This is a genomic window from Kribbella sp. CA-293567 (genome assembly GCF_027627575.1).
Taxonomy (GTDB): domain Bacteria; phylum Actinomycetota; class Actinomycetes; order Propionibacteriales; family Kribbellaceae; genus Kribbella.
This window is the reverse complement of sequence record NZ_CP114065.1, coordinates 3000886-3025469: the sequence shown is the minus strand read 5'-3', so window position 1 is coordinate 3025469 and position 24584 is coordinate 3000886. Positions and strand designations below refer to the sequence as shown.

25 protein-coding genes are annotated in these 24584 nt (G+C 68.2%); 11 read left to right on the top strand and 14 right to left on the bottom strand.

The annotated features are described in order from the left end of the window. The 3 genes from OX958_RS14325 to OX958_RS14315 form a co-directional block, all read right to left on the bottom strand. A complete protein-coding gene (locus OX958_RS14325) occupies window positions 1-1065 on the bottom strand; it encodes a LacI family DNA-binding transcriptional regulator (RefSeq protein ID WP_270137953.1) in 1065 nt (354 codons plus the stop codon). A gap of 107 nt (window positions 1066-1172) precedes the next feature. Beyond that, on the bottom strand, window positions 1173-1715 hold the full coding sequence (locus tag OX958_RS14320; RefSeq protein ID WP_270137952.1) for an ester cyclase: 543 nt from the start codon (window positions 1713-1715) through the stop codon (window positions 1173-1175). A gap of 80 nt (window positions 1716-1795) precedes the next feature. After that, the gene (locus tag OX958_RS14315) at window positions 1796-2524 is read right to left on the bottom strand and encodes a GAF and ANTAR domain-containing protein (protein WP_270137950.1); all 729 of its coding nucleotides are present in this window, start codon (window positions 2522-2524) and stop codon (window positions 1796-1798) included. A gap of 201 nt (window positions 2525-2725) precedes the next feature. Between OX958_RS14315 and OX958_RS14310 the strand changes: the two genes are divergently transcribed. Beyond that, window positions 2726-2974, top strand: coding sequence for a hypothetical protein (locus OX958_RS14310; RefSeq protein ID WP_270137948.1), 249 nt, complete (start codon window positions 2726-2728; stop codon window positions 2972-2974). A 12-nt stretch (window positions 2975-2986) separates the two neighbouring features. On the opposite strand, the gene OX958_RS14305 is transcribed toward OX958_RS14310, so the two are convergent. The 4 genes from OX958_RS14305 to sigK form a co-directional block, all read right to left on the bottom strand. Beyond that, window positions 2987-4399 (bottom strand): serine/threonine-protein kinase, encoded by a 1413-nt coding sequence (locus tag OX958_RS14305; RefSeq protein WP_270137946.1) that lies wholly within the window; start codon window positions 4397-4399, stop codon window positions 2987-2989. Between the two features lie 168 nt (window positions 4400-4567). Beyond that, complete coding sequence (locus OX958_RS14300; RefSeq protein WP_270137944.1) at window positions 4568-5176, bottom strand: flavodoxin family protein; 609 nt, start codon at window positions 5174-5176, stop codon at window positions 4568-4570. Window positions 5177-5309: 133 nt separating this feature from the next. After that, window positions 5310-6062 carry an anti-sigma factor gene (locus tag OX958_RS14295; RefSeq protein ID WP_270137942.1) on the bottom strand — a complete coding sequence of 251 codons (753 nt, stop codon included), beginning with the start codon at window positions 6060-6062 and terminating at the stop codon, window positions 5310-5312. After that, on the bottom strand, window positions 6049-6663 hold the full coding sequence (sigK, locus tag OX958_RS14290; RefSeq protein ID WP_270137940.1) for an ECF RNA polymerase sigma factor SigK: 615 nt from the start codon (window positions 6661-6663) through the stop codon (window positions 6049-6051). Before sigK ends, OX958_RS14295 begins: the two co-directional genes overlap by 14 nt. A gap of 141 nt (window positions 6664-6804) precedes the next feature. Between sigK and OX958_RS14285 the strand changes: the two genes are divergently transcribed. Continuing rightward, window positions 6805-7092, top strand: coding sequence for a hypothetical protein (locus tag OX958_RS14285; RefSeq protein ID WP_270137938.1), 288 nt, complete (start codon window positions 6805-6807; stop codon window positions 7090-7092). A 39-nt stretch (window positions 7093-7131) separates the two neighbouring features. Beyond that, a complete protein-coding gene (locus OX958_RS14280; protein ID WP_270137936.1) occupies window positions 7132-7920 on the top strand; it encodes an SDR family NAD(P)-dependent oxidoreductase in 789 nt (262 codons plus the stop codon). Window positions 7921-7923: 3 nt separating this feature from the next. Here the strand turns inward: OX958_RS14280 and OX958_RS14275 are convergent, their stop codons facing one another. Beyond that, the gene (locus OX958_RS14275) at window positions 7924-9027 is read right to left on the bottom strand and encodes a spore photoproduct lyase family protein (RefSeq protein ID WP_270137934.1); all 1104 of its coding nucleotides are present in this window, start codon (window positions 9025-9027) and stop codon (window positions 7924-7926) included. Between the two features lie 79 nt (window positions 9028-9106). Continuing rightward, window positions 9107-10099 carry an SDR family oxidoreductase gene (locus OX958_RS14270; RefSeq protein WP_270137932.1) on the bottom strand — a complete coding sequence of 331 codons (993 nt, stop codon included), beginning with the start codon at window positions 10097-10099 and terminating at the stop codon, window positions 9107-9109. A gap of 35 nt (window positions 10100-10134) precedes the next feature. On the opposite strand from OX958_RS14270, the gene OX958_RS14265 reads away from it, so the two are divergent. Genes OX958_RS14265 through OX958_RS14255 form a run of 3 tightly spaced genes read left to right on the top strand, consistent with a single transcriptional unit; the run spans window position 10135 to window position 12643 of the window. Further along, window positions 10135-10632 (top strand): MerR family transcriptional regulator, encoded by a 498-nt coding sequence (locus OX958_RS14265; protein WP_270137930.1) that lies wholly within the window; start codon window positions 10135-10137, stop codon window positions 10630-10632. 37 nt (window positions 10633-10669) lie between these two features. Further along, the gene (locus OX958_RS14260) at window positions 10670-11263 is read left to right on the top strand and encodes a dihydrofolate reductase family protein (RefSeq protein ID WP_270137928.1); all 594 of its coding nucleotides are present in this window, start codon (window positions 10670-10672) and stop codon (window positions 11261-11263) included. Between the two features lie 39 nt (window positions 11264-11302). After that, on the top strand, window positions 11303-12643 hold the full coding sequence (locus tag OX958_RS14255; protein ID WP_270137926.1) for a cryptochrome/photolyase family protein: 1341 nt from the start codon (window positions 11303-11305) through the stop codon (window positions 12641-12643). 39 nt (window positions 12644-12682) lie between these two features. Here the strand turns inward: OX958_RS14255 and OX958_RS14250 are convergent, their stop codons facing one another. Beyond that, entirely contained in the window at window positions 12683-13762 is a 1080-nt protein-coding gene (locus tag OX958_RS14250; protein ID WP_270137924.1) for a 1-aminocyclopropane-1-carboxylate deaminase/D-cysteine desulfhydrase, read from the bottom strand. A 75-nt stretch (window positions 13763-13837) separates the two neighbouring features. Here OX958_RS14250 and OX958_RS14245 point away from each other — a divergent pair, with 75 nt between their 5' ends. Then, the gene (locus tag OX958_RS14245; RefSeq protein ID WP_270137922.1) at window positions 13838-14722 is read left to right on the top strand and encodes a LysR family transcriptional regulator; all 885 of its coding nucleotides are present in this window, start codon (window positions 13838-13840) and stop codon (window positions 14720-14722) included. A 100-nt stretch (window positions 14723-14822) separates the two neighbouring features. Here the strand turns inward: OX958_RS14245 and OX958_RS14240 are convergent, their stop codons facing one another. Together OX958_RS14240 and OX958_RS14235 are read right to left on the bottom strand one after the other, a co-directional pair. After that, window positions 14823-16379 (bottom strand): alpha/beta hydrolase, encoded by a 1557-nt coding sequence (locus OX958_RS14240; protein ID WP_270137920.1) that lies wholly within the window; start codon window positions 16377-16379, stop codon window positions 14823-14825. 11 nt (window positions 16380-16390) lie between these two features. Continuing rightward, window positions 16391-17017 (bottom strand): TetR/AcrR family transcriptional regulator, encoded by a 627-nt coding sequence (locus tag OX958_RS14235; RefSeq protein ID WP_270137918.1) that lies wholly within the window; start codon window positions 17015-17017, stop codon window positions 16391-16393. A 13-nt stretch (window positions 17018-17030) separates the two neighbouring features. On the opposite strand from OX958_RS14235, the gene OX958_RS14230 reads away from it, so the two are divergent. The 4 genes from OX958_RS14230 (at window position 17031) to OX958_RS14215 (ending at window position 21607) form a co-directional block, all read left to right on the top strand. Then, window positions 17031-18608 (top strand): alpha/beta hydrolase, encoded by a 1578-nt coding sequence (locus tag OX958_RS14230; RefSeq protein ID WP_270137916.1) that lies wholly within the window; start codon window positions 17031-17033, stop codon window positions 18606-18608. Window positions 18609-18744: 136 nt separating this feature from the next. Continuing rightward, a complete protein-coding gene (locus tag OX958_RS14225) occupies window positions 18745-19689 on the top strand; it encodes a phosphotransferase family protein (RefSeq protein ID WP_270137914.1) in 945 nt (314 codons plus the stop codon). 80 nt (window positions 19690-19769) lie between these two features. Then, window positions 19770-20672 (top strand): aminoglycoside phosphotransferase family protein, encoded by a 903-nt coding sequence (locus tag OX958_RS14220; RefSeq protein WP_270137912.1) that lies wholly within the window; start codon window positions 19770-19772, stop codon window positions 20670-20672. Between the two features lie 245 nt (window positions 20673-20917). Further along, window positions 20918-21607 carry a GAF and ANTAR domain-containing protein gene (locus OX958_RS14215; protein WP_270137910.1) on the top strand — a complete coding sequence of 230 codons (690 nt, stop codon included), beginning with the start codon at window positions 20918-20920 and terminating at the stop codon, window positions 21605-21607. Window positions 21608-21667: 60 nt separating this feature from the next. On the opposite strand, the gene OX958_RS14210 is transcribed toward OX958_RS14215, so the two are convergent. Together OX958_RS14210 and OX958_RS14205 are read right to left on the bottom strand one after the other, a co-directional pair. Further along, a complete protein-coding gene (locus OX958_RS14210) occupies window positions 21668-23146 on the bottom strand; it encodes an aldehyde dehydrogenase family protein (protein WP_270137908.1) in 1479 nt (492 codons plus the stop codon). Further along, window positions 23143-24552: an FAD-binding oxidoreductase gene (locus tag OX958_RS14205; RefSeq protein ID WP_270137906.1), complete on the bottom strand. Its 1410-nt coding sequence runs from the start codon at window positions 24550-24552 to the stop codon at window positions 23143-23145. Before OX958_RS14205 ends, OX958_RS14210 begins: the two co-directional genes overlap by 4 nt. Between the last annotated feature and the right edge of the window lie 32 nt (window positions 24553-24584).

Here is a 24584-nt window from a genome sequence, read left to right as displayed (position 1 = left end):
TCACTGCCTCGGTGGTCCTGGAAGGCTGGAGCCGCGGACGATCAGTTCCGGCTCGAGCAAGACGTGGTTCGGCTGCCGGAGCTGCCCGGCGAGCAGGTTGTCGATCGACTGGATCAACTGCCGGCCGACGACGTCGATCGGTTGGTGCAGAGTGGTCAGCCCGGGGCTGACCAGGGCGGCGGTAGGTGAGTCGTCGAATCCGGTGACCGCGACCTCGGCCCCTGGACGCATTCCCCGCTCGTGCAGCGCCCGGAAGACGCCGAGCGCGAGGGTGTCGGAGGCGCAGACGAGCGCGGTGGCCGGGCGGGAGGCGTCGAGCATCCGGTGCGCGGCCTGACGGCCGGCATCGAGCGTGTCCACGACCGCGGCCTGGAGGTCCGTCTCCAGGCCGCGGTCCCGGCAACTCTCCAGCCAGCCCTCGCGGCGCTCGGCCCCGATCTCGGAGTCGGCCGGCCAGCCGATGTGACCGATCCGGCGGTGTCCCTGGGCCGCGACGTGTTCGGTGGCGGCGCGCGTCCCAGCCCGGCCGTCGACGTCGACCCAGGCGGTGCTGTCGTCGCCGTCCCAGGACCGTCCGAAGGTCGCGAACGGAACGCCCCAGGACCGCAGCGCCGCGACCCGGTCGTCGTTGCGATGCGTCTCGGCCAGCACGAAGGCGTCCACCGAGGTCTTCTTCAGCAGGTCACGGTAGGCCTTGATCTCGTCCGCCGAGCCGTCCTCGGCGTGACACAGGATCAGGTGGTAGCCGGCCGCGGCCGCAGCGGCGTTCAGTGCGTACAGGAACTCGTCCATCAGCAACGAGGCCTTGTCCGGCCGGGCCGGTCGCGTCTTGAAGGCGATCAGCGACGAGCTCCGGTTCCGCAGCGCCCGCGCCGACAGGTTCGGCTCGTAGCCCAGCTCCTCCACCGCCGCCAGGATCCGCGTCCGCGTCTCCGGGGCCACCCGCTCGGGGTTGTTGACCGCGTTGGAGACCGTCTGCGCCGACACCCCGGCCCAGCGGGCCACCTGCGCCAGAGTCACGTGCCCGTGCGGCACCGGCCCCCGGCTGGTCTCTTGCGGCGCCATCCTGCCCCTCACCACGGCCGATTATTAACGTTAAAACGATGCGCCGCACGCTACTGAGCCGCGCTGAGGCCGTCAAGACCGCAGACGCCGCCTACTGACTTTTAACACTAAGCAAACGTGGGAGGAATGGTGTCCCGCAGGCGGGGATCAGGCTCGTTGCCGCTCATCGACAACAGGCCGATGACCGCCCGGCCGAGCTTCAGCAGATCCCGCGGGTTTTTCCTGTTCAGCCCGCTCACCAGCTGCTTCAGGATGGTCAGCTGATCGAAGTAGATCCGCTCGGTGACCAGGTTGTTCTGCTCGTCGAAGACGAAGAACGCCGTCATCCGGGTCCGGTGCCGCCCACCCGTCGCCGGCACCTTGCCCAACGGCCCCAGCTGCGTCCCGCGCAGCCAGAACTCCACGATCACCGCGTCATGACTGTGCCGCAACGCGATGATCTCGTGATCCTGATCCGGAAACGCGACCCGGGTGTCCTGGTAGTAGGACCGAACCGGCCCGTCCCCGTCGTGCACCGTCATCTGCGCGATCAGTTCGTACCGCGGATGCGGAAACGTCGCCAGTACGTCGTCCCACTCCTGCCGCACCTGGTCCCGGAAGTGATCCAGCACCACCCGCTGCCGCGCCCTGAGCACTTCCTCGGAGGGCATCACGAAAGGAGAACCGCCAACCATCAAAAGCTCCGTCCCTCGACCACCCCGTTGGGCCCCGCATGCTACCGAGGAACTGGTCAGGTGGAGGTGGCGCGGAGGGTGGCGGGGGCGATGGTGCCGTCGATGACCGCGCTGGCGACGGCGCGGAGGGGTTTCTGGTGGCGGCGGGCGTAGGAGCGCATCAGGGCGAAGGCCTCGTCGACCTCGATCCTGGCTCGCTCGGACAGCATCCCCTTGGCTTGTTCCAGCAGGATTCGGCTGGTGAGAGCGGACTGGAGCTGCTCGGCCAGGAGTTGGCGCTCGCGAACAGCACGTTCCTGCAGCAGGCCGACGGTGGCGATGTCGCAGAGCGCTTGTCCGAGGGCGATCTCGGCGTCGGTGAGGGTGAGTTGTTCCCGGCAGAACAGGTTCAGCACGCCGATCACCTCGCCGCGGAGCCGCAGCGGGAGGGCGTGGGTCGACCGGAAGCCCAGCGAGGTCGCCGCCGCCTGGAAGCGGGGCCAGCGATCGGCGGTGGTCGTGAGGTCGACGTTGACCGTCCGTTCGCCGGTCGAGTAGCAGTCCAGGCAGGGACCCTCGTCGGTCTGGAGCACGAACAGCTCCAGCAGCTGGGCTTCCTCGCTGGTGGACGCCATTACCCGAAGCGCCGCTTGCTGGTCGGCCAGAATCAGGCCGGCCGCGTCGGCCGGCAGCAGTTCGGTACTGCGCTCGCACAAGGTCTGCAGAAGCTCGATGACGTCGAAATCGTCGACCAGGGTGTCGGCGAGTTCGACGAAGACCTCCGCCAGGCGTTGCTCCCTGCTCATTCCGTGCAGCCTTTCTCCACTGGACGGGCCGTCGCCCGGTCCCTCCATGATCGCCCGGACGGCGTCGCGGTAGCGCGTCTCCGAGGGTTGAAGCCACCGCGCGAGGGCACCGGACGGTCAGCCGGCCGGGTCGGAGCCGGCCCGGCCCGATCGGCGCGACGCCGGCGGCCGGCAATCCTGCACCGAAGATCTGGAGCAAACATGTCGATCCTCGACCGGTTCAAGCGTTGGCGCCTGTCGCACCAGCTGAACGAGAACGATGCGCCCTCGGACACCGACACGGCGATGACGCGCGCGCAGAGCGGTGACGGGACCGGCGGAGCCGCCGCGACCACCGGCACCGCCTCGAACGGTGAGTTCGTCGGCCGGGTTTCCGGTGACGAGACCGACGGGCAGACCGGCGCTGCCGCCCGGGCCGGCGTGAACGACGATCCGGACAGCAGGTCCTGACCGCCGAGCACCTCAGTCCTTTTGCCGGTCGGCCACGTCGTCAGTGTCGGGCGTCGTCGGAGTGCCGGCCGGCGGAGTAGTCGTCGGAGGATCCTCAGGCTCCGGCGTACTGGACGGCGACGGGGTCGGCGACGGGCTGCTCTTAGTCGGTGTGCTGGACGGCGCGGTGCGGTCCGGCGTCGGACTCGGCGTGGGGGTGTTCTTGGTCTCCGTGCCGGGCGACGGGGTGGCCGACGATGGCGGCGGGGTAGCCGACGGCTGCTGAGAAGTTGTCTGCGAGGGCTGGGGCGAGGTGCTCTGGGGCGCCTGGCTCTCGGTGCCGTACTGCGTGGGGTCGGTCGTGGGGACGCTGCTGGTTCCGGCTCCCGGCGTACCGGTGACGATGCTTGGTTCGGGGCCCACGTCCGTGGTGGCCGGCAGCTTCGTGCCGTCGTCGTTCATCAGGACTCCGGCCAGCACAGCCGCCGCTGTCGCGGCGATGGCAATGCCGCCTGCCAACAGCGCTTTTCGCCGCTTACCGTGCGCAGCGGGCTGCAACGCCGCGTCGGCTGCGACAGGAGTCTCAGCCGCGACCATCGGCGCAGTGTCGGCCGGGACGACGGGCGCGGCAGCAGCTCCGACCACCGGCGCCGCGACGAGTGTGGCCGGCGGCACAGCAACACTGCCGCCTGCGGGCTGCGCGCGCAGGGCGCCGGCCGCGATCGCCTCGGCGGTCGGGCGGTCAGCCGGATCCTTGGCGAGCATGGAGAGCAAGACGGTCTCGAACGAACCAGCCAGCTCCGGACGAGCCGAGCTGGGAGGCACCGGGGCGGTGTCGACATGCTGATAGAGAATCGCCGTCGGGTGCTCGCCGGTAAATGGCGGCTGACCGGTGACCAGTTGGTAGAGCACACAGCCGAGCGCGTAGACGTCCGCCGCAGCGGCTGCCTGACCGCCGCGGGCGCGTTCGGGCGCGAGGTACAGGGTGCTGCCGATGATCTGACCCACCGCGGTGAGGGTCGTCCCGGCCTCACCGGGAAGCTGGGCGATCCCGAAGTCCGCCACCTTCACCGTTCCGCCGGGCGCCACCAGCAGGTTGCCGGGCTTCACATCGCGATGGATCACGCCTTGCCGGTGCGCCGCGGCCAGGCCTGCGGCGCTCTGCTCGACGATGTCGATCGCCCGCGCCATCGGCAGCGGCCCCAGCTCGGCGAGCTCGGCGCCGACTGTGCGGCCCTCCACCAGCTCCATCACCAGGAAGAACTGGTCGCCCTGCTGCCCGAAGTCGTAGACGGCGACCACATGCGGATCGTTCAGCCTCGCGGCCGCTCGCGCCTCCCGCCGGAACCGCTCGGCCGCGCTCGGATCGCTGTCGGCCGGCAACATCAGCTTGACCGCGACCGGCCGCTCGAGCTGCTCGTCGACGGCACGGAAAACCTCCCCCATGCCACCCCGGCCCAGAGAAGTTCCCAGTCTGTATCGTTCCGCTACCAGCATTCCGTCATCCGTACCCCTCAACGCCGACGCCAATCACCAACGGGTCGTCGGCACTCGTCCACCCTCTCATCCGGTACCCCCGATTTTAGCGACGGCAGCCGGCCGGAATCCGTCTGGTCAGCTCGGCGGATACTGCTGGTTCTTCAGGAGCCGGGCCAGATGGGCCGAGTTCGCGGCGAGCGTCTTGGTCGCTGCCCCGGTGGTGTCGGGCTTGGGGCCGGCGTCCTTGTAGTCGACGGACCCCATCGCCTCCCCCACCCAGTACGTCGAACCGTTGGCCGCCACACTGAAGCCGACATCGTTCAGCGCCTGCAGCAACTCCGCGGTCACGTGATGCGCGCCGTCCTCGTTCCCGACCACCGCGACCGCGGCCACCTTGCCGAAGGTCAGCATCCGGCCCTCGTCGTCGGTCTCGGACAGCTCGGCGTCCAGCCGCTCCAGCACCAGCTTCGCCACACTCGACGGCTGCCCCAGCCAGATCGGCGTCGCGATCACCAGGATGTCCGCCGCCAGCATCTTCTCCCTGATCCGAGGCCATTCGTCCCCGTCCCCCTCGTCGGTGGACACGCCGAACTTCACGGTGTGATCGACGATCCGCACCACCTCCCCGTCGGTGTCGTGATCGGCCAGCGCCGTCAGCACCTCGCGCCCGAGGAACTCCGAGCTGGACGGCGCGGGAGACTTCTTCAGCGAACAACCGAGCACGAGCGCGCGAAGCGTCGTCATGCGAACTCCTCGAAGATCGGGAAACCTGTCGGCCTTGCGCCGGTTCCGGTACCCGCGACCCACCGGACGAATCACCGGCCCCGGCCCCAACTGGATGCCTACAGCAACGAAATGGGCCGGCCGGACCCCGGGATCAGGCGGTGAGCGGGACGATCACCGCGGCGGGCATCGTCGGCTGGGCCGAACCGCCCTCCGGCTCCACGGTGACGCCGAAGGCGACCTTGCCGGTCACGCCCCCGGCCAGCACCCTGGTCCGGCTCGAGGCATCGGCTCCCGCCAGGCCGACCGAATGAGCGGTCTTGGCGCTGTCGATGAGCCAGAGCTGGTACGTCTTGCCCGACGACAGGGCCGGAAGATCACTCAGTACGACGACCGCCGAGTCGCGGCTCGCCGACGCGACCACGGTGGTCCGGCCGCCGCCGGCCAGGGAGCCGTGGAAGGTCCGCGCGTCGGACTGACCGAGCACGACCGCGATCTGTTCGTTGGCGCGCTGCGTCGCGGCGTTCTTCCGGTACTGGTCGACGGCGATCCCGCCCGCACCGGCGACGATCACCAGGGCGGCCGCGAGCGCGAGCAGCGAACGCCGTCCGAACCTCTGGCGCCGACTCGACAACTCGGGCTCAGCGCCACTCTCATCGGGCTTCGGCAAGGCCGGCAACTGCTCGACCTGCGTGATCGACGCCATCAACGCTTCTCTCATGCCCGCGGGTGGCGCGACCGCGATCTCGGCGCTCAGCCTGGCGGCTGCTTCGCGGAACTCCGCGACCTCGGCGGTGCAGACCGCGCACTGCGGCAGATGCTGCTCGAACAGGATCCGCTCGTCCTCGGCCAGCGCGTCCAGCGCGTACGGCCCGGCCAGCGTGTGGACCTCTTCACTCACGATCATCACTCCCCGCGATGCCGAGACAGTCGCGCAGCCGGATCAGGCCGTCGCGCATCCGGGCTTTGACGGTCGGCACCTTTGCCTCGAGCAACGTGGCGACCTCGTTGTAGGTGTATCCCTGGTAGTACGCCAGCGTGATCGACTCGCGCTGCAGCTCCGTCAGTGAGCCGAGGCAGCGACGGACCTGCTCGACCTCCAGCCGGCTGACGACCGCGTCGGTGACCTGGTCGAAGTCGATCTCGGCGGAGCGGCTCCCGACCACGTGGTCGCGGTCGCTGGCGGCTTGTTCCGAGCGGACCCGGTCGACGGCGCGCCGGTGCGCCATCGTCAGCGCCCAGGCACTGACCGAACCCCGCGACGGGTCGTAACGGCTCGCGGTCCGCCAGATCTCGACCATCACCTCCTGGGTGACCTCCTCCGACAACGCCGGATTGCGCACCACCCGGCGTACCAGGCCGTGGACCCGGGGCGAGAGCAGGTCGAACAGCGCCCCGTAGGCCTGGGTGTCCCCGCGAGCGACCCGGGCCATCAGGTCGCCGTCCAGCGGTGTCTGCGGACTCTGGCGGGCAGCCGTCGGCCAGGGCAGACCACCGGGTTCGTTCAAGATTCAGCCTTCCTGGGCTCGGTGACGGAGGCGGTGGGTGATTCTTACCACGCCTGCTCTGCGCCGCGCGGCGACCGGACCGCGTAGAAATCCGCGCAAGGGGCACTTGGGCATCAAGTCCTAGACACCGAAGGAGGGGCCGTGACCGAATCAGTAGACATCAACGGCCATCGAATCGCGGATCTGGCGTGGGTCGTACCTCAGGCCCAGTTCGACGGCGCCTCGGTCTGTTTCCGCTGCGGCGAGCAGTTTCAGGACCGGTTCGACATCGAGGACATTCCCTGCCCGCGAGTCGCCGCGACGCACGGCCACGAACTGGTCAGAGGTCTCGACGACGACCTGCTGTACTGCCGGCTCTGTCCGCTCGTCGCCTACGACCTGCCCGATGTGATGACCGACCCGCGCTGCCCACTGCCCGTCCAGCGGTAGTCACCGGTTACGCCGGTCCGAGGTGGGTACCGCGCTCGCATGAGCGAAAATCAGCCCCTCGCGCTGGTCACCGGCGCCTCCAGCGGCATCGGCCTCGAGCTCGCGAGGCAGTTCGCCGCCCACGGACACGATCTGCTCATCGCAGCAGAGAACGATGCGATCGAGGCTGTCGCGGTCGAACTGCGGACCGCCGGCCCGGCCCCCGTCCAGGTCGAAGCGGTGCAGGTCGACCTCGCCACCTCGGACGGCGTACAGCGCCTTTACACCGCCCTCGGTGCGCGGCCACTCGGCGTGGCCGCGCTCAACGCGGGGGTCGGGTTGGGTGGCGCGTTCGCGGAGAACGACCTGGCCACCGAGCTGAAGCTGATCGACCTCAACGTGAAGTCGACCGTCCATCTCGCGAAGCTGATCCTGCCGGACCTGGTGGCGCGGAACGAGGGCCGGATCCTGATCACCTCGTCGATCGCCGCCACGATGCCCGGCTCCTTCCAGGCCGTCTACAACGCGAGCAAGTCGTTTCTGCAGTCGTTCGCCGAAGCGCTGCAGAACGAACTGTCCGACTCCGCGGTCACCGTCACCTCACTGATGCCCGGCCCGACCGAGACCAACTTCTTCCACCGCGCGGGCATGGACGACACCCCGGTCGGCAGGTCCAGCAAGGACGATCCGGCCGAGGTCGCCAAACAGGCCTACGCGGCGGTGATGGCAGGCAAGGACCGGGTGGTCGCCGAGTCGATCATGACGAAGGCACAGGAACTGGCCAACAAGGTCCTTCCGGACAAGGTCAAGGCGGCCGTCCACCGCAAGATGGCCGAGCCGGACAGCTAGCTGCTACGTCCAGTACAGAGAGCGGGCGGCCGGGAGCTGCGCGGCCAGGGCATCGGTGAACCAGGCACGCAGCTCCCGCATCTCGGTGGCCGGGTAGACGTACTTGACCGCGCCGAACTTGCCGAACTTACGGCTGCGGCGCTCGGGATCCATCTCCAGCTTCGTCCGCGGGTACCACGACTCCAGCACCTCCTTGCTGCCCGGCGTGAAGCGATGCGTGATGCACTCGACGGTGAGGTCGGCGTCGGCCGGCAACGCGTCGGCGGCTGCCGTGAGCAACTCCGTGTACTGCTCGTGCCAACCCTCCACCGGCATGATCGGAGCGATCGTCAGTCCGACCGGATAACCGGCCCGGGCGAGCGCACCCAACCCGGTGAGACGGCCGGAGACCGGATCGGTGCCGCCCTCGAAGCGGCCTGCGACGCCCTCGGCGTTCACCGAGGCGCGGATGCGTGTGCGGCCACCGTGGGGAAGGTCCAGAAGCTCGTCCACCGCGCCGAACTTGGTGGTGACCCGCAGTTGCACGGGACCGTCGAACGAGTGCGTGCCGACATGAGAGATCGCCGCAGCGAGGCTTCCGGTCACGGGCTCGATGCCGAGCGGATCGGTGTAGCAGGACGCTTCGAACGTCGTACCCTCAGCAGCGCGTGCCGCGTCGGCGGAGGTGACCCGGCCGTGGCCGACGTACGCATCCATGCCGGCCAGGATCTCGTCGAGGTCGGCGTACACGCGGGTGATCGGCGGGCCGCCCAGCGATCCGGCCAGGTAGCAGTACTGGCAGTGCGCGGGGCATCCGCGAGCCAGATCGAGTCGCCAGTCGGCGCTCGGAGCGATCGGCTGGAGCTTGCGCGCCGACGGCGGACTGACCACCACGGCGAGCGTGGCCTTCGCCCGGGCGTACACCGCGCGCTCGTCGCCGCCGCTGAGCCCGCTGATGCGGTCCGAGCGCAAGAACGTGACGTCGGTGACCCCGGCTGCTTCGACTCGGGCAAGCACTTCGCGGGTGTGCGGTCGCTCGGCGGCCGAGCGTGTGACCAGGACATGTTTCGGGGTCCAGAGCTTCGGACGGCGGGTACGGGCTGCTGTGTCCATTACTGGTTTCAACACCTGCCACTCCCCCGAGATGCCGCTGCTGATCCCTTCTGAGCCGTGACCTCGGCCACCCACCTCTGCCGCGAGGCCGGTTTCAGGCGGTCAGGCGGGCCAGAAGGCGGCCTGCGCGGGCGCCGAGACTGTCCAGTGACTCGGCGATGAGCGCGACAGGTGGTGACAGGAGCAGGGTCAGCTGGCGGCTGGTGGTTTTCGCCACCGAGTCGAAGGCGCCGTGCGAACCGTGGTCCCCGGGCAGCGGCTCGTACAGGTTGTCGGGACGGTCGGGTACCTCCGGCTCGTCCACCTGCTGGCTGTCGTAACCGGTCTTGCCCAGGAAGGCATCCAGCAGCGGCGCGGCCAGGCGGTTGCCCAGGATCGTGTAGACCGTCGGAAATCCGACCCAGATCTGCCGGCGCCGGTTGTGCGCGGCGTGCCAGATGGCCTCGGCGGCCAGTTCGGGCTGAAAGATCGGCGGGACCGGCTGCGCCTGGTGGCTCAGCTTGGAGCGCTGGATGCGGAACTGCGGGGTGTTCACCGCCGGCATCTGCACCTCGGCCAGCCGCACGTTGCTCTCGTCGTGGAGCAGCTCGCAGCGGATCGAGTCGGTGAACCCCTGCGCCGCGTGTTTGGCCCCGCAGTACGCCGACTGCAGCGGGATGCCGCGGTACGCCAGGGCCGATCCGACCTGGATGATCACGCCGCGGTCCCGCGGAACCATCCGCCGCAGCGCGGCCCGGGTCCCGTTGACGACGCCGAGGTACGTCACCTCGGTGACCCGGCGGAACTCGTCCGGCTCCAGCTCCAGGAACGGCCCGAAGACGGTGGCCATCGCATCGTTGATCCACACGTCGATCGGGCCGAGCTCTTCCTCGATCTGCTGGGCGGCCCGGTCGAGGGCCTCCGCGTCCCCCACATCAGCCTGTACGACGTACGCCCGGCTCCCGGCCATCCGCACCTCGGCAGCGGCGGCGTCGAGGCCGTCGCCCCCACGCGCGACCAGCCCCACGTCGTACCCTCGCTCGGCGAACATCCGCGCGGCGGCACGACCGATCCCCGCACTGGCTCCCGTAATTGCCACGACACTCATGCGTCGCCAGTGCCCATCCCGCCCCGGACCTAGTCATGACGTCCGGCGGTCCGCCCCGTTCCTCAGGTCGCCGGAGTCTCCAGGAGCCGGTCGAGCACGTCGGAGGCATCGTCGTAGCCGGCGTCCGAGATCCTCTGCAGCTCCGGCAGATCGCGGGCGGCGGCAGCCCGCCGGGTCAGCAGTTCGCCCGCGTGCTGACAGCCCTCGTCGAGCAGGTTGTTCAGTTCGCCGAGATCGCCCGGTACGTCGGCGTGTCGACGAAGACCATTCGCGTCTACCACAGCAAAGGGCTGCTGGCCGAGCCCGAACGCGACGCCTCCGGCTACCGCCGGTTGCCTCAGGCCACAACCATCTGCTGCCCGACGAGGTGGAGCTTCACCTCGGGCAACTCGGCGAGCGCGCTGACCGACACCGCTCTGCGGGACCTCTACCTCGAGTACGACCGGGTTCTCCGCGGTGTCGAGCTCGAGGTTCCACCGGTACTTCACCGCTGTCCAGTCGATCAAGGGCACTCCTGTTCGTTCAGAGGGTGAAACAGCCCGAACTCGCAGCTACGAGAAGGACCGAACCATGGCGATCACCGCGTTCCAGAGCGTCACCCTCGACGGAGTCATGCAGGGCCTCGGCCGGCCGGACGAGGACACCCGCGGGGACTTCACGCACGGCGGATGGGGCAACGGCTACCAGGACGAGGTGTCGATGCAGTTCGCGAGTGACGGCATGGCCGAGGGTGGCGCCTTGCTGTTCGGGCGCCGGACCTACGACGATCTGCTCGGCTTCTGGACCACCACACCCGACCCCAACCCGTTCACCGACGTACTCGTCAACACCCGCAAGTACGTGGCGTCCCGGTCGAAGGACACCGTGCTCGACCATCCGAACTCGGTCCTGCTCGCGGGCGAGGCCGCCGAGACCGTGATGGCTGTCGAGCAGGACACCGCCGAAGATCTGACCATCATGGGGTCCGGCGAAGTGGCCCGTGCCCTGCACAAGGCAGGTCTCATCGACCGGTACGTCCTGCAGATCCATCCGATCGTGCTCGGATCGGGCACCCGCCTGTTCGGCGCGGACGACCGCACCGATCTGGTGCTCGAACGATCCGTGACCACCACGACCGGTGTCGTCATCGCCCAGTACCGCGCCACCCGATCGCGAAGGTGTTGATGGGCTTTTCGCGGGGCACCGAGGGTGCGAGGTGATGAGATGACGAGTCCAGGTCCAGTGATCATGTGGTTCCGGCGGGATCTGCGGTTGGCCGGCAACCTGGCCGTCGCGCAGGCGGCCGCTGCCGGCGACGGGCGGGCGCTCGCCGTCTTCGTCCTGGATCCGCGGCTGCTGAGGGCCGCGGGCGAACGACGTCGCAACTACCTGGCCTGGTCTTTGGATGCCTTGAACAAGCAACTCGGCGGCCGTTTGGTGCTCAGATCAGGCGATCCCGCCGTAGTGCTGACACAACTGGCCGAAGAGGTATCAGCGACGCAAGTCCTCTTCACCGCCGACTTCGGACCGTACGGCGGCCGCCGCGACGCCGAAGTGACCGACGCGTTGCACGCAGGCGGAGTACGGGCCACCGCGGTCGGTTCGCCGTACGCGGTGGATCCCGGATCGGTGGTCAAGCAAGACGGTACGCCGTTCGGGGTGTTCAGCCCGTTCTTCCGGGCCTGGCAGCAGCAGGCCCGGACGGCTCCCGCATCGACGCCCGAGGTGAGCTGGGCCGAAGCGCCCACGGAGCCGCCCTTGCAACGCAGAGCACCGGAGACAGCCGGCGAAGTCGCCGCGACCGCGACCTGGCAGCGGTACTGCGCCGTCATCACCGACTACAAGCAGCGCCGCAACCGCCCCGACCTCGATGCGACCTCGCGGCTGTCGGCCGCGTTGAAGTACGGCGAGATCCATCCACTGACCATCCTCCGTGACCTCGCCGGTCAGACCACCCCCGGCGCGAAGGCCTATGTGCGGGAGCTCGCCTGGCGCGAGTTCTGCGCAGACCTGTTGTTGCGCTACCCCGACGCCGCGACCGAGCCCATCCGAACCGCCTTCACCGCGATGGCGTACGACGAACCAGGGGCGGCCTTCGACGCCTGGTGCGCGGGCCGGACCGGCTACCCGCTGGTGGATGCGGGCATGCGGCAACTACTGCACGAGGGCTACATGCACAACCGGGCCCGGATGACGACGGCTTCGTTCCTGGTCAAAGACCTGCACGTCCATTGGAAGCACGGCGCGCGCTGGTTCATGAACCAGTTGCGGGACGGCGACCTGGCGTCGAACAGTCTCAACTGGCAGTGGGTCGCCGGCTGCGGCGTCGACCCGGCCCCGTACTACCGGATCTTCAATCCGATCCTGCAGGGCAAGAAGTTCGACCCCGACGGGAGCTACGTACGCCGCTGGGTCCCCGAGCTGCGCGAGGTGCCCGCCCCGCAGATCCACGAACCGTGGCAACACCCCGCCGCCGGTGGCTATCCCGCCCCGATCGTCGACCACGCCACCGCGCGAGCCGAAGCACTGCGTCGCTACGAAGCCGTCAGGGAGCTCGGTCAGTGACCGGCCTGGGTCTGACGTCGAGCACGGCGTACGGCGGCCTCAGCTTGTGACGTCACCCACCACCGCTGGGATCTCGAACAGGTTGCCGGTGTCTCCGGTGTGGAGGAAGGCGATGTTGCTGCCGGGCTCGATCCTGCCGGTGCGTACGTGGTCGAGCAGGCCGGCGAAACCCTTGCCGGTGTAGACGGGCCCGACGAAGACGCCCTCGTGCCGGGCGAGTTCGCGGATGGCGGCGATGCTCTCGGCGGACGGCACGGCATAGTCCTCGCCGATGAAGCGCTGATCGACCTCGATCTCGGCACGGATCACCTCGTCGGCCGGGACGTCGGCGCCGAGCGTTCCGAGCACCTCCTTCACCCGCTCGACGATCACGCTCGGGCTCATCCAGCCACCCTCGTCGTACGCACAGATGGCGATCGACCGGAACCGCACCGGATGCCCGGTCATCAGCTTCGCCGCCAGCATTCCCGGCAGCGAGGTGCCGGTTCCGATGGTGTGGTAGATCAGGTCCAGCGAGACCCCCAGCGCGTCGGACTGCTCCAGCATCTCCTTGAACGTCAGCGCATGCGCGACGAAACCATCGGCGTGGGCCCCGCCGGTCGGCACCACGAGCACTCGGTGCCCCGCTGCCTCGAGCTCGGCCTGGCGGGCCTGCATCGCTTCGAGCACACGGGCTTGGTCCTCTTCGGCGTCCCAGTACGCGCCACCGTCGGTTGCGAGGAAGTGCGTCTCGACGCCCATGGTCTTGTTCAGCAACAGGTTCCCGCGGTACTCCCCGATCTCCCCGTGCCTGGTGGTGTCCCGCGTGAGATAGAGGATCGGCGTGAGACCGGCAACGCGACAGGCCGCGGCGAACTGCAGCCCGGAGTTCGTGAGGTAGACGCCCTGCGTGATGACGTGGGTGACGCCGTCCTCGACCGCCTTGCCGAGGATGAACTCCGACAGCCGGGTCTTGCTGCCGCTGATCGTTCCGGGTCCGGCGAGGTCCTCACGCTTGAGGAAGAAGTTCACCCCGTACGCCGCCGAAAGGTTCCGCAGCGCATGGAACGGGGTGGGGTAGAAGCCGACGCTCTGTCGCGGCAGCTTGCCGATGGCGGTGTCCAGTCCAAGAAGGTCCATGAGGCCAGCCTGAAGCCGCGCGATCATCAGATCAAACGAACGATCCTGCTCGCCGCATTAGCTAGGCTTATGTTCGTGCCCTGGCTTCTCGATCCCCGCCACCTACTCACACTGGAAGCCGTCGTGAGGCTCGGCTCGTTCGCCGCGGCGGCTGACGAACTGGGTTACACACAGTCGGCCGTTTCCCAGCAGATCGCCGAACTCGAACGACGCATCGGGGTCAGAGTGGTCGACCGCCGCCCGGTCCGCCCCACCGCGGCCGGCGACGTACTGCTGGCCGCGGAAGCGTCCATCCAAGCCACCATGAGCACCACCGCGGCCGAACTGGCAGCCCTCGACGAAGGCCTCACCGGGACGGTGCGCCTCGGAGCGTTCATCAGCGCAGCGGTCTCCATCGTCCCTGCGGCACTGACCCAACTGCGAAAGTCGAACCCGGGCCTCCACGTCGTACTCCGGCAACTCGAGACGGCCGACAGCTACGCGGCGCTGCTCCGCGGCGACCTCGACCTCGCGGTGACCTTCGACTACGACCGCGACCCGCAGCCAGAGCCGGAAGGAATCGTCCGTCGGCTCATCCGTACCGATCCAGTACTCATCGCCCTCCCCGCCTCACATCCGCTGGCCGGCCAGAAAACCGTCGATCCAGCTGAGGTCGATCCGGACTCCTGGATCACCACTCCGGTCACGGCACCCCACCTGAACCCGCCGGCCGATGCGTCGGGCACCCGTCCCTCGCTGGAGTTTCGGGGAGACGACTTCCGGACCGCCCTCAAACTGGTCGCCGAAGGGCTCGGCGCCGCACTCCTGCCCGAACTGGCTCTCACCGACGCACCCCCGGGAGTCATCGGCCGTCCCCTCCTCGGCGAAACCCTCACGCGGTACGTGTATCTGTGCCGCATCCAGAGCCACCGCGTCCCTGCGGCGGTCGCTCAACTCGAGGGGTACCTCGCCGTCAACTGACTCCCGGGGGGTGGTCGTAGTCGGCCACATTCTCCGCCGTCGCGCTGGTGCGGCGCAACCTCAGCAGAGCCGCGCGGCCGCTACTAGGACCAAGGCAATGTCAGTTCGTCCCCTTCGGATCGAAGGGGCGGCGGTCGGGAGTACAAGTGGTGTTGTCGGCAGGCGCTTCGAGGTCGACCAGGTAGGTCTCGACCAGCCGGTCGACGCAGGTGTTCTGCATCGAGGCGACGTGCCCCCACCCCTCGTAGGTGACCATCCGGCCACGGGGGAACAGGTCGGCGTACGGGCGGGTGTTCTTGTAGGGCGTGGCCGGGTCGTAGCGCGTGCCGACGACCATCACGGGTGCCTGGACGGTGTTGTGCCATTGGCTGCCGCGGTAGGCGTCGTGGTCCTTGATCGGGAAGAACTCGCAGTCCAGGCCGATCAGGGCGGCGTACCGGCCGAAGTGCGGTGCGATCCGGTGCTCCTTGTCCATCCAGGCGGCGTATTCACGGGGCCGGCCGGTCGACGGGCCGTCGACGCACGTCTGCATGAAGGAGCCGTGCGACGTGTACGCCTCGCTGGACGGCAGGACGGCGGCTGCCGTCGTTCGGGGAGCGGCGCCGGCGGGGCCGGCCAGCTGGGCATAGAGGTCCGCGAGGGCGCGCCAACTGGTGGGGTCGTACAGCTTCTGGAACGTCGAGGTCACCACCTCGCCGTAGTTGACCTGCACCTTCGTCCCGTCAGGACCGGTCAGCTCGCCGGGCTTCTTCGTCAGTCCTTGCAGGACACGTTCGGCGACGACCGCGGGATCGCCAAGGGCCGCGAGCGAGCACTCTTGCGGGCCGGCCTTCTTGCACTCTGCGGTGAACTGCGCGAACGCCTCGGCCCCGGCCGGCCCCTGGCCGGACCGGATCCCGAACGGGCGTGGATCCCCGTCGGAATCGGAGTAGGCGACCGGGTCGGCGGTTCCGTCGAGCACCATGCCGCGGACGTGGCTCGGGAAGTACCGCGCGTAGGTGGCTCCCAGGAACGTGCCGTAGGAGTAGCCGGCGTAGGTCAGTTTGCGGTCACCGACGGCCTGCCGGAGCAGATCCATGTCCCGTACGACGTTGGCAGTAGAGAAGTGTGCCATCCGGTCGCCTGAGCGCTTCGCGCACGCCTGGCTGAGCTTCTTGACCATCGTGAGCCCGGCCTGGAACTCGGTCTTGTTCAGCGGGATGTGAGGAGCGGTGCTGATCAGCGCCGCTTCCTCGGCGGCCGTCGGGAAGCAGGTCACCTGATCCGACTTGCCGACGCCCCGAGGGTCGAAGCCCAAGATGTCGAACCGTGCCCGCACCTTGTCCCGGTACGCCTTCTGGGCTTCCTTCTGCACGAACTCGACCCCCGAACCGCCGGGTCCGCCCGGGTTGGTGAACAGGGTGCCGATCTTGCGCGCGGGATCGCCGGCCGGCAACCGGGTCAGCGCGATGGTGGTGGTCGCTCCCCGCGGCCGGTCGTAGTCGGTCGGGACTTCGACGGTGGCGCACTGGAACGGCGCGAGCTGCGGGTCGGCCCCGCAGGTTCCCCAGTTGATCTTCGGTACCGCTGGTCCGCGAGAGGTGGCGTTCGCGACCCCTGGTACGAGCATCGCGACAGCGGTCAGCGCTGCCGTCGCCCGTAGTAGTCGTGCTGACAAGGCTTTCTCCTCTAGGTTTTCAAGGCGTCGACCGGGCCGCCGATGACGCCTCCGGTGACTTGGTGGACGGCGCGAGCCATCAGCTCGAAGGGGTCGCCGAACTCGGAAATCTTGTGGCCGTTGGCAACGAACGCGTCAGCGGCGTCGCTGACTGCACGGATTGCCGCGGTCGCCGCGGCGGCGTGGATGCGGATCTCGACGTCGTCGGTCGGCCGGTCGTGGCGCTTCGCGAGCAGCGTGATCAGCTCGCGCTCGACCTCGTCGCAAGCCATCAACCAGCCGATCCGAATGGCCGGCTCGGTCTGGCCCAACGCGGTCATTCGCACCGCGGCCACGTCGTCGGCGTGCTGCTGCGGAGTACGGACCACCCGCGGCACAGCCTCGGTGAAGTGCTCGCCGAGCGATTTGTCCCGGGGCCAGTCGCGCAGCAGCTCCAGGAACCAGTCGTTGCACGCCAGCAGGAGCGGCTCGACGCAACTTTCCTTGCTGCGGAAGTGCCGCCACAGCGTCCTGGTCGAGATCCCGACCGCCTCGGCGATCTGGTCGCCACTGGTCGCCGCCACGCCCTGCTCCCAGAACAAGCGAGCCGCCTCCCGGGAAACCTCCAGCCGTAACCGCCGCCGTCGCTCGTCGCTCATCGAACTCCTTCTCGTGTCACTTGCCGCCAGTTTGTCACTAAGTGACAGTGCATGCAACTATGAGCCGGACCCCACAACCTTCGAAAGGAACTTCATGCGTAAGGCCTTGTTGTCCGGTGTCGCGGCACTGGCGGTGACGGCGGCTGTCCTGGCGCCGGGATCGTCGAGTACGGCGGCCGTCGAGAAAGGGCTCGCCTGGGCGCCGTGCCCAGCAGATGTCTACTTCGTTCCTGGCCTCGAACGTCTCGAATGCAGCACTGTCCAGGTACCGCTGGACTATCAGAACCCCAACGGGCGGAAGATCGAGCTGGCGATCTCCCGGGTCGCGAGCACACATCCGGACAAGAAGCGTGGTGTGTTGCTGACCAACCCAGGCGGGCCAGGAAGCGCAGGCTTGTCGATGCCGGGACTGCTGACGGCGTCCTTCGTGCCGTCGCCGATGCCGCGGAGTGTTCAGGATGCCTACGACGTCGTCGGTTTCGACCCACGCGGCGTGGGCCACAGCACCCCGGTGACCTGCAACCTGACCGAGGCGCAGATCGGGATCGGCAACCTGCCGTACCCGAAGAACTCCGCCGACGTGGTCAAGCAGGCTGCGATCGCCAAGGCCGAGGCGAAGCAGTGCGCAACCTCCAGCACCGCCTACATGCTGCCGCACATGACCACTGCCAACACCGCACGGGACATGGACCGGATCCGCGAGGCGCTGGGCCAGCCCAAGATCTCCTACCTCGGCGTCTCCTACGGCACCTACCTCGGAGCCGTCTACACAACCCTCTTCCCGCAGCGCAGTGACCGGATCGTCCTCGACAGCAACCTTGGCCCGGACGGCTACGACATCAAAGCCCTGCGAGGCTTCGGTCGCGGCATGCAGGACAGGTTCCCCGACCTCGCCAAATATGCCGCGGCTCACCCCGAGCTCGGATTGGGAACCACACCAGCTCAGGTCACCGCGCACTACCACGCGACCGTCGCCAAGCTCGATCGCAAGCCCGTCGGCCCATACAACGGTTCGATCTTCCGTGGAATGATCTTCGGCAACCTGTACTCAGACGGGCAGATAAAAACCGTCGTCGAGTCCTGGCAGGCATTGGATCAAGGCAAAGAACCACCTGCACCGGCAACTTTCCCCACCGACCCGACGATCCCGGCCGACAATCTCCTCGCGGCCCGGTTCCACGTCATCTGCGGAGATTCGAGGTGGCCGACGTCGGTTCTGAGCTACCAGATCGATGTGGCCGTCGACCGGATCCGGCACCCGCTGATCGGAGCAGGCGCGGCGAACATCTCGGCCTGCGCATACTGGCCGACCAACCCCGGACCGAAGGTACGCATCTCCAGCCAGGGAACCGTCGACGTTCTGATGCTGCAGAACACCCGCGACCCCGGCACCCCCTTGGTGAACGCGCGCAAGCTGCGCCGGGCCTTCGGCGACCGCGCCAGAATGATCACCATCGACGGCGGCGGCCACGGCGCCTACGCACTCGAGGGCAACAAATGCGGCAACAACGCCGTCAACAACTACCTGCTCACCGGCAAACGCCCGGGCGACACCTTCTGCCCCGCCGAACCCGACCCGGCGACGAAATAACGCGGAGAGGACCAACTCCGGATCGCTCCTTGACCCAAGTGGTTCTCGCCTTCAGCAGTCAGCGCCGCGGCGTGACCAGACAGGATCCAGTCTGGTGCACCGCCGGCGCGGGCTGCCGGCGAATAGGCTCGCGGTCATGACCGACGGCGACTGGAGGGACAACGGGTTCAGGCAGCGGCGGCCGTCCGCGGAATCTCTCGCCTGGGTCGAGGCGTCGATGGGCCGGGGCAGTCGCGTCGTTGGCCATCGCCGGATGACCGGTGGCGTCTGCTCCGCGGTGAATCGGCTGACCGTCGAGCGACGCGGAGTGCGGACGTACGTCGTACTGCGGCAGTACCCGGCTGAGCTTGGTCTGCAGGAGCCCTTGGAACAGGAGATCGCCAACCTTGGTGTGGTGGCGGGAAGCGGGCTCCCGGTACCGGCCGTCCTGGCTGCCGATGTCACTGGTGCTTCGACGAGAGGCGCGCCTTCGTTGCTGATGACACGGTTGCCGGGGCACGTCGACCTCAGTCCGGCGAAACCTCGATCGTGGCTGACGAAGATCGCGGAGCTTGCCGTCTTGCTGCATTCCCTCGATCTGCCTGCGAAGACCTTCAAACCTTGGACCGATTCCTGGATCGCTTCTCCGGACGGGTTCCAGGTGCCGGCCGACGCACAGAAGCCGGCTGTATGGAAAACGGCGTTCGGTGCCATGTCCGGGCCACCGCCAGCGGACACCGCCGTCTTTCTGCACTGCGATCTCCTGCCCGTCAACCTGCTGTGGTCGCGCGGGCGAATCACTGGACTGACCGACTGGAACTCCATCCATCGGGGGTCACGTGCGATCGACATCGGGCACTGCCGGCGATACCTGGCGGCGCTCTACTCCCCCGAGTGGGCAGAACAGCTTCGGTCGCTCTACGAGTCGACCGCCGGCGTGGCTCTCGACCCGTGGTGGGACCTGTACGCCCTGCTGCACTATGACGACAACGCGCCGAAGTGGATCCGAGATCAAGTCGCCGGGCGTCGACCCGTCGATGCGGCCGGCATGACTTCCCGGGTCGAGGTCGCCATCGAGACAGCGCTACGGCGCCTCGGCTAGCGGGTCCAGATGACGCCGACCCAGCGCTCGCCCGACCTTTCTGTGACAGCTGAGGTGGCAGAACGCTCTAGGGTGACAATGTGAGCCTCGACATCCCCGACCAGCTCCGCATGACGGTCATAGCCGACGGGAACGAAGGCTGGCTGGACGAACTGCCAGGTGTGGTCGACTCGCTGGCCCAGGACTGGTCTCTGACGATCGGGTCCAGCTTCGCGGGCGGTCACGTCGCCCTGGTCGTCGAGGCGACGCTGGTCGACGGAACTCCGGTGATCCTCAAGATCGGTGTCCCGAACCGGGACCTCGGGCCGGAGGCCACGGCGCTACGCCTGGCGAACGGAGACGGATGCGCCAAGCTGTTGGGCGAAGACCTGGATCGACAAGCCCTGCTGCTGGAGCGCCTTGGGACTCCGATGCGCGACCTGGAGACCGACCCGGCAAGGCGCCACGACTTGCTGTGCGACATGGCAGTTCGCCTTTGGCGTCCGCTCGCTCCCGACATCGACCTTCCAACCGGCGCGCAGTTGGCCGAGCAGTACGCCGATCGGCTGCCGGCACTCTGGGAGCAGGCAGGACGACCGTGTACGCCGGCCACTGTGGCGGACGCGCTGGACTGCATGCACCGTCGGCGCCTTGCTCACGACGATCGGTCCGCCGTCCTGGTCCACGGTGACATCCACGAACTGAACGCCCTGCAGGCGGACGACGGCAGCTACAAGCTCATCGACCCACTCGGACTGCGGGCCGAACCGGCGTGCGATCTCGGCACTGTCGTGCGCTGCACCCCGGACCTCGGCGATGATCTTCGGGCGCGGACCGAGCGGCTGGCTCGCCGTACAGGCGTGGAGGCCACCGCCATCTGGGAATGGGGAACCATCCACCGCGTCATGAGCGGCGTCTACGCCTACAGTATCGGCTTCCAGCCCTTCGGTGAGCTGCTGCTGGCCGAAGCGGACCGTCTCACGGCTGGGAACTCGCGGGTTTAGACGCTCTCGCGATGGTCACAGAGACACCACGATCATCCCTGTGTCCCGGCCGGGATGGGCTGATCGAGGCCTCTGACGCGCGGCCCATGTGCGCCAGCGGCTGCCCGTCCAGCACCCTTCGGCCGTGAGGGAGTCGTGGTCGAAATCTCAACGAACCGGGAGTCGGCAGGGGCACCACAGAACGTCTGCGATTGTGCAGTGAAGCGCGAACCTCGGTGTGGACAGCTGTGGGTGGAGTTCGATCCATGACCCTGCACGCGAAACTTCTCGTGCGGCTGGTCACGCTGGCCGCCTCCGGCAAGGCCCAGGCGAGTTTGGCATCGCGGCTGGCCAGCGCCTGTCAGTCGATCCTGGGAGCCGACGGCGCGGCGATCACCGTGGAGAGCACCGTGTCGAACCGGACCACGCTGGTCACGACCGACCGCGTGATCACCACCTTGGAAGACCTCCAGGACGTCATCGGCGAAGGCCCCTGCCTCGACGCCTTCCGGCACCGGACCCACTTCGAGGTGACGGTGAACAACTGGCCCGATCCACGATGGCCCGAGTTCACCCGATCCGCGAAGCAGGCGGTCGGAGAGTTCCACCTGTACACCTTTCCGATGCGCCCCGGCCGCCAGACGATCGGCGTGATCAGCATCTACGTCGACGGCGACCGTGATCTCCCTGAACCGGTCGAGGCCGCACAGATCCTGGCCGACTATGTAGGTGAAGCCTTGCTGCAGGACCCGGCCGCCGAAGACCCCGACACCGGCCCCTGGGCTGCGCAGATCCAAATCCCACAAGCCAGCGGCATGGTCATGGCCCAACTGGCCCTCTCCCCCGCGGACGCCCTGGCGACCCTCCGCGCACATGCCTACGCGAACAGCATCACGCTGGCCGAAACCGCCCGCCGGGTCGTGACCCGCGAACTCAACTTCCGAACGCAACCCTGACCAGCCGTCCCGGGACCGGGCTCCTCGGCCGCTACTCCTGAACCGTACTGCGCGCTCTGGTCAGGAGGCGTCGATGGAGATGACCTTGATCTGGGTGTAGTCGAGTACCGCGTCAGCGCCCATCGTGCGGCCGAAACCGCTTGATTTGTAGCCGCCGAAGGGTGCTCCGATGATCCCGAACGGGAAGCTGGTGTTGACGTGCACCTGTCCCGCTTGTACCGCGGTGGCGATCCTCAGCGCACGACCGATGTCGCGGGTCCACACACAAGCGGCAAGCCCGTACTCCGTTCCGTTGGCGACCGCGATGGCTTCGGCCTCGTCGGCCACTGCGATGACGGCCAGCACCGGCCCGAAGATCTCTTCCTGAGCGATCCGCATCGAGGGGTCGACCTGGGCGAACAGGGTGGGCGCCACGAAGTAGCCGTGCTCGTTGTCCACACCTACCGGCGGGTGCGCGCCTCCCACCACGAGGCGGGCGCCCTCGGCGATGCCGAGTTTGATGTAGTCGCGTACCCGCTCGAGCTGGCGGGCGCTGGCCAGCGGGCCCATGTGGACAGGTTCGTCGTACCGGCCGATAGTGATCGCCGCGAACGCCGTGGCGAGTTTGCCGACCAGTTGGTCGTGCACCGACTGCTCCACGACGACTCTGGACCCGGCCGCGCAGATCTGGCCGGTGTTGAGGGTAATACCGGCGACGATTCCGGCAACCGCCTGGTCGAGGTCGGCGTCGGAGAAGACGAGCTGAGGTGACTTGCCGCCGAGCTCGAGCTGCAACGGGGTCAGGTTCGCCGCGCAGGCCTTCATCACGGCGCGTCCCGTTGTCTGCGAGCCGGTGAAGGTCATCCGGTCGATCCGTGGGTGTGCGGCCAGCGCGCTGCCGGCTTCGGTACCGATGCCGCTGACGACGTTGATGACCCCTGCCGGGATGCCGGCCTCCTCGGCCAGCCGCGCCAGGACGAGCGGTGCCAGCGGGGCGTCTTCGGCCGGTTTCAGTACGACGGTGTTGCCGGCGCCGATGGCGGGTGCGACTTCGTGGACGAACATCGGCGCCGGCGCGTTCCACGGCAGGATGATGCCGACTACGCCGTACGGTTCGCGCACGGTCATGGCCAGCGTGGCGGGTGCGTGGGTCGGCAGCGAGACGCCGTTGACCTTGTCGACCTGGCCGGCGACGTAGGTCAGGATCCCGGCCAGCTGTGACGGTCCCCAGGACGGGCGGCCGACGTCCATCGACTCGATCAGGTCGACCTCGGCGGCGTACTCGTCGACCTTTGCCGCCCAGTTCCTGATCAGCTCTGCCCGGACGCCCGGGCTGGTGTCGCGCCAGGACGGGAGAGCAGACTCCGCGGCCCGGACGGCGGCCTCGACGTCCTCGGCGGATCCCGCTGGAACCTGCGCCAGCCATTCGCTCGTACCGGGATTGTGGACATCGAGCAGCGCGCCGCTGCGGGCGGGCGTCCAGTGGCCGCCGATGAGGTGGGTGCCGCTCTGGTAGAGGTGGCTGGGGATGAAGCCGGCTTGGGCCTCAGCGAGAGTCATGAGGTCGGCAGGCCGTTCTGGAAGAGGGTCGGGATGGGGTGGTTCGCGATGAAGATCCGGTCCGGGTCGACGGCCGACTTGATGCCGACGAGTTGACGCCAGGTCGTGGGATCGAAGGCTTCGCGGACGTCGACGGGGTGCTCGACGAAGTTGAGGTAGGGCTGCTCGGACCCGTGCTGGGTTACTGCGGCGACTACCGCGTGGGCGGCGGCTGCTGCCTCGATGACGGCCTCCGGCGTGGGTGCGACCGTGCCGGCGAAGAGCAGGTATTCGCCAGGCAGGTGGTTGACTGCGCCGCCGCCACGTACGGGCTCCCCCAGAGCGCCGCCCAGCTGACGCAGTTCGATCGCGAACAGGCTGGGTGGTGCCGACGGTCCGGCGATTGCCAGCAGGTCGGCCAGTGCCTCGTCGCCGAAGGTCGTGAGCACGGCCGAGTCGGAGACCACGGGCAGCGGACCTTCGGGATCCAGGTGGAGGGTCAGCAAGGACTCGGCAGGAACTGAGGCGAACGTGTCCAGCTCGGGAGCCAGCGCGCGGAACGGCGCCACGAGCTCTGCACCCAGCGCGGCAGCGGTCATTGCGGCACCGTCGATGATGACGACTCGACGGCCGCGAAGGAATTCGGGGATCTCCGGCAGGGGCGGGAAGTTCATCAGCCGGAACGTCGAGGTGACGCTGTTCGGCGCGGTCGCGGTCCAGTCCCGCCAGGTTCGCAGTACGGTCTCGGCGTTGGTCTGGTCCCAGATCATCATGCCGGCGTAGACGGATTCAACCTCGATCAGTTCGAGTTCGACGGAGGTGACGACTCCGAAGTTCCCGCCGCCGCCGCGGACGGCCCAGAAGATCTCGGCGTTCTCCGCGGCGTCGGCACGAACGAGTGAACCGTCGGCGAGCACGATGTTCAGACCCGTCACTGTGTTGGCGGCCAGCCCAAGGGACCGCCCGTACCACGACAGGCCGCCGCCGAGCAGGTAGCCGACGACGCCGACGTTCGGTGCCGAGCCGTGCGGGGCGGTGAATCCGTGCTTGGCCGCAGCTTGAATGAGGTCTTCCCAGAGCACACCCGCGCCGACAGTGGCGGTGCGCCCGGCCACATCGATCTGAATGTCGCGCATCAAATCGGTCCGAAGCAGAACGGCGTCCTGCAGCGACTCCAGCGGGCCCGCGTTGTGGCCGGTGCCCTGGGCAGCAACGCGAAGACCGGTGGCTGCGGCGGCGGTCACGGCCAGTTGAACCTGCTGGGCATCGGCCGGCCGGACGACAACGGCGGGGCATTGGTCTGCCGCCAGGTTCCAGGCTGCGGCGGCACTCGGGTACAGCTCGCTGCCCGGGATGACGACGAGTCCGTCGTACAGCTCGCGGAAGGGCTGGATGCGGCCGGGGTGCTCCGTGGTCGTGCCAGACATCAGAACTACTTTCTGTAGCGGTAGTGGTCGAA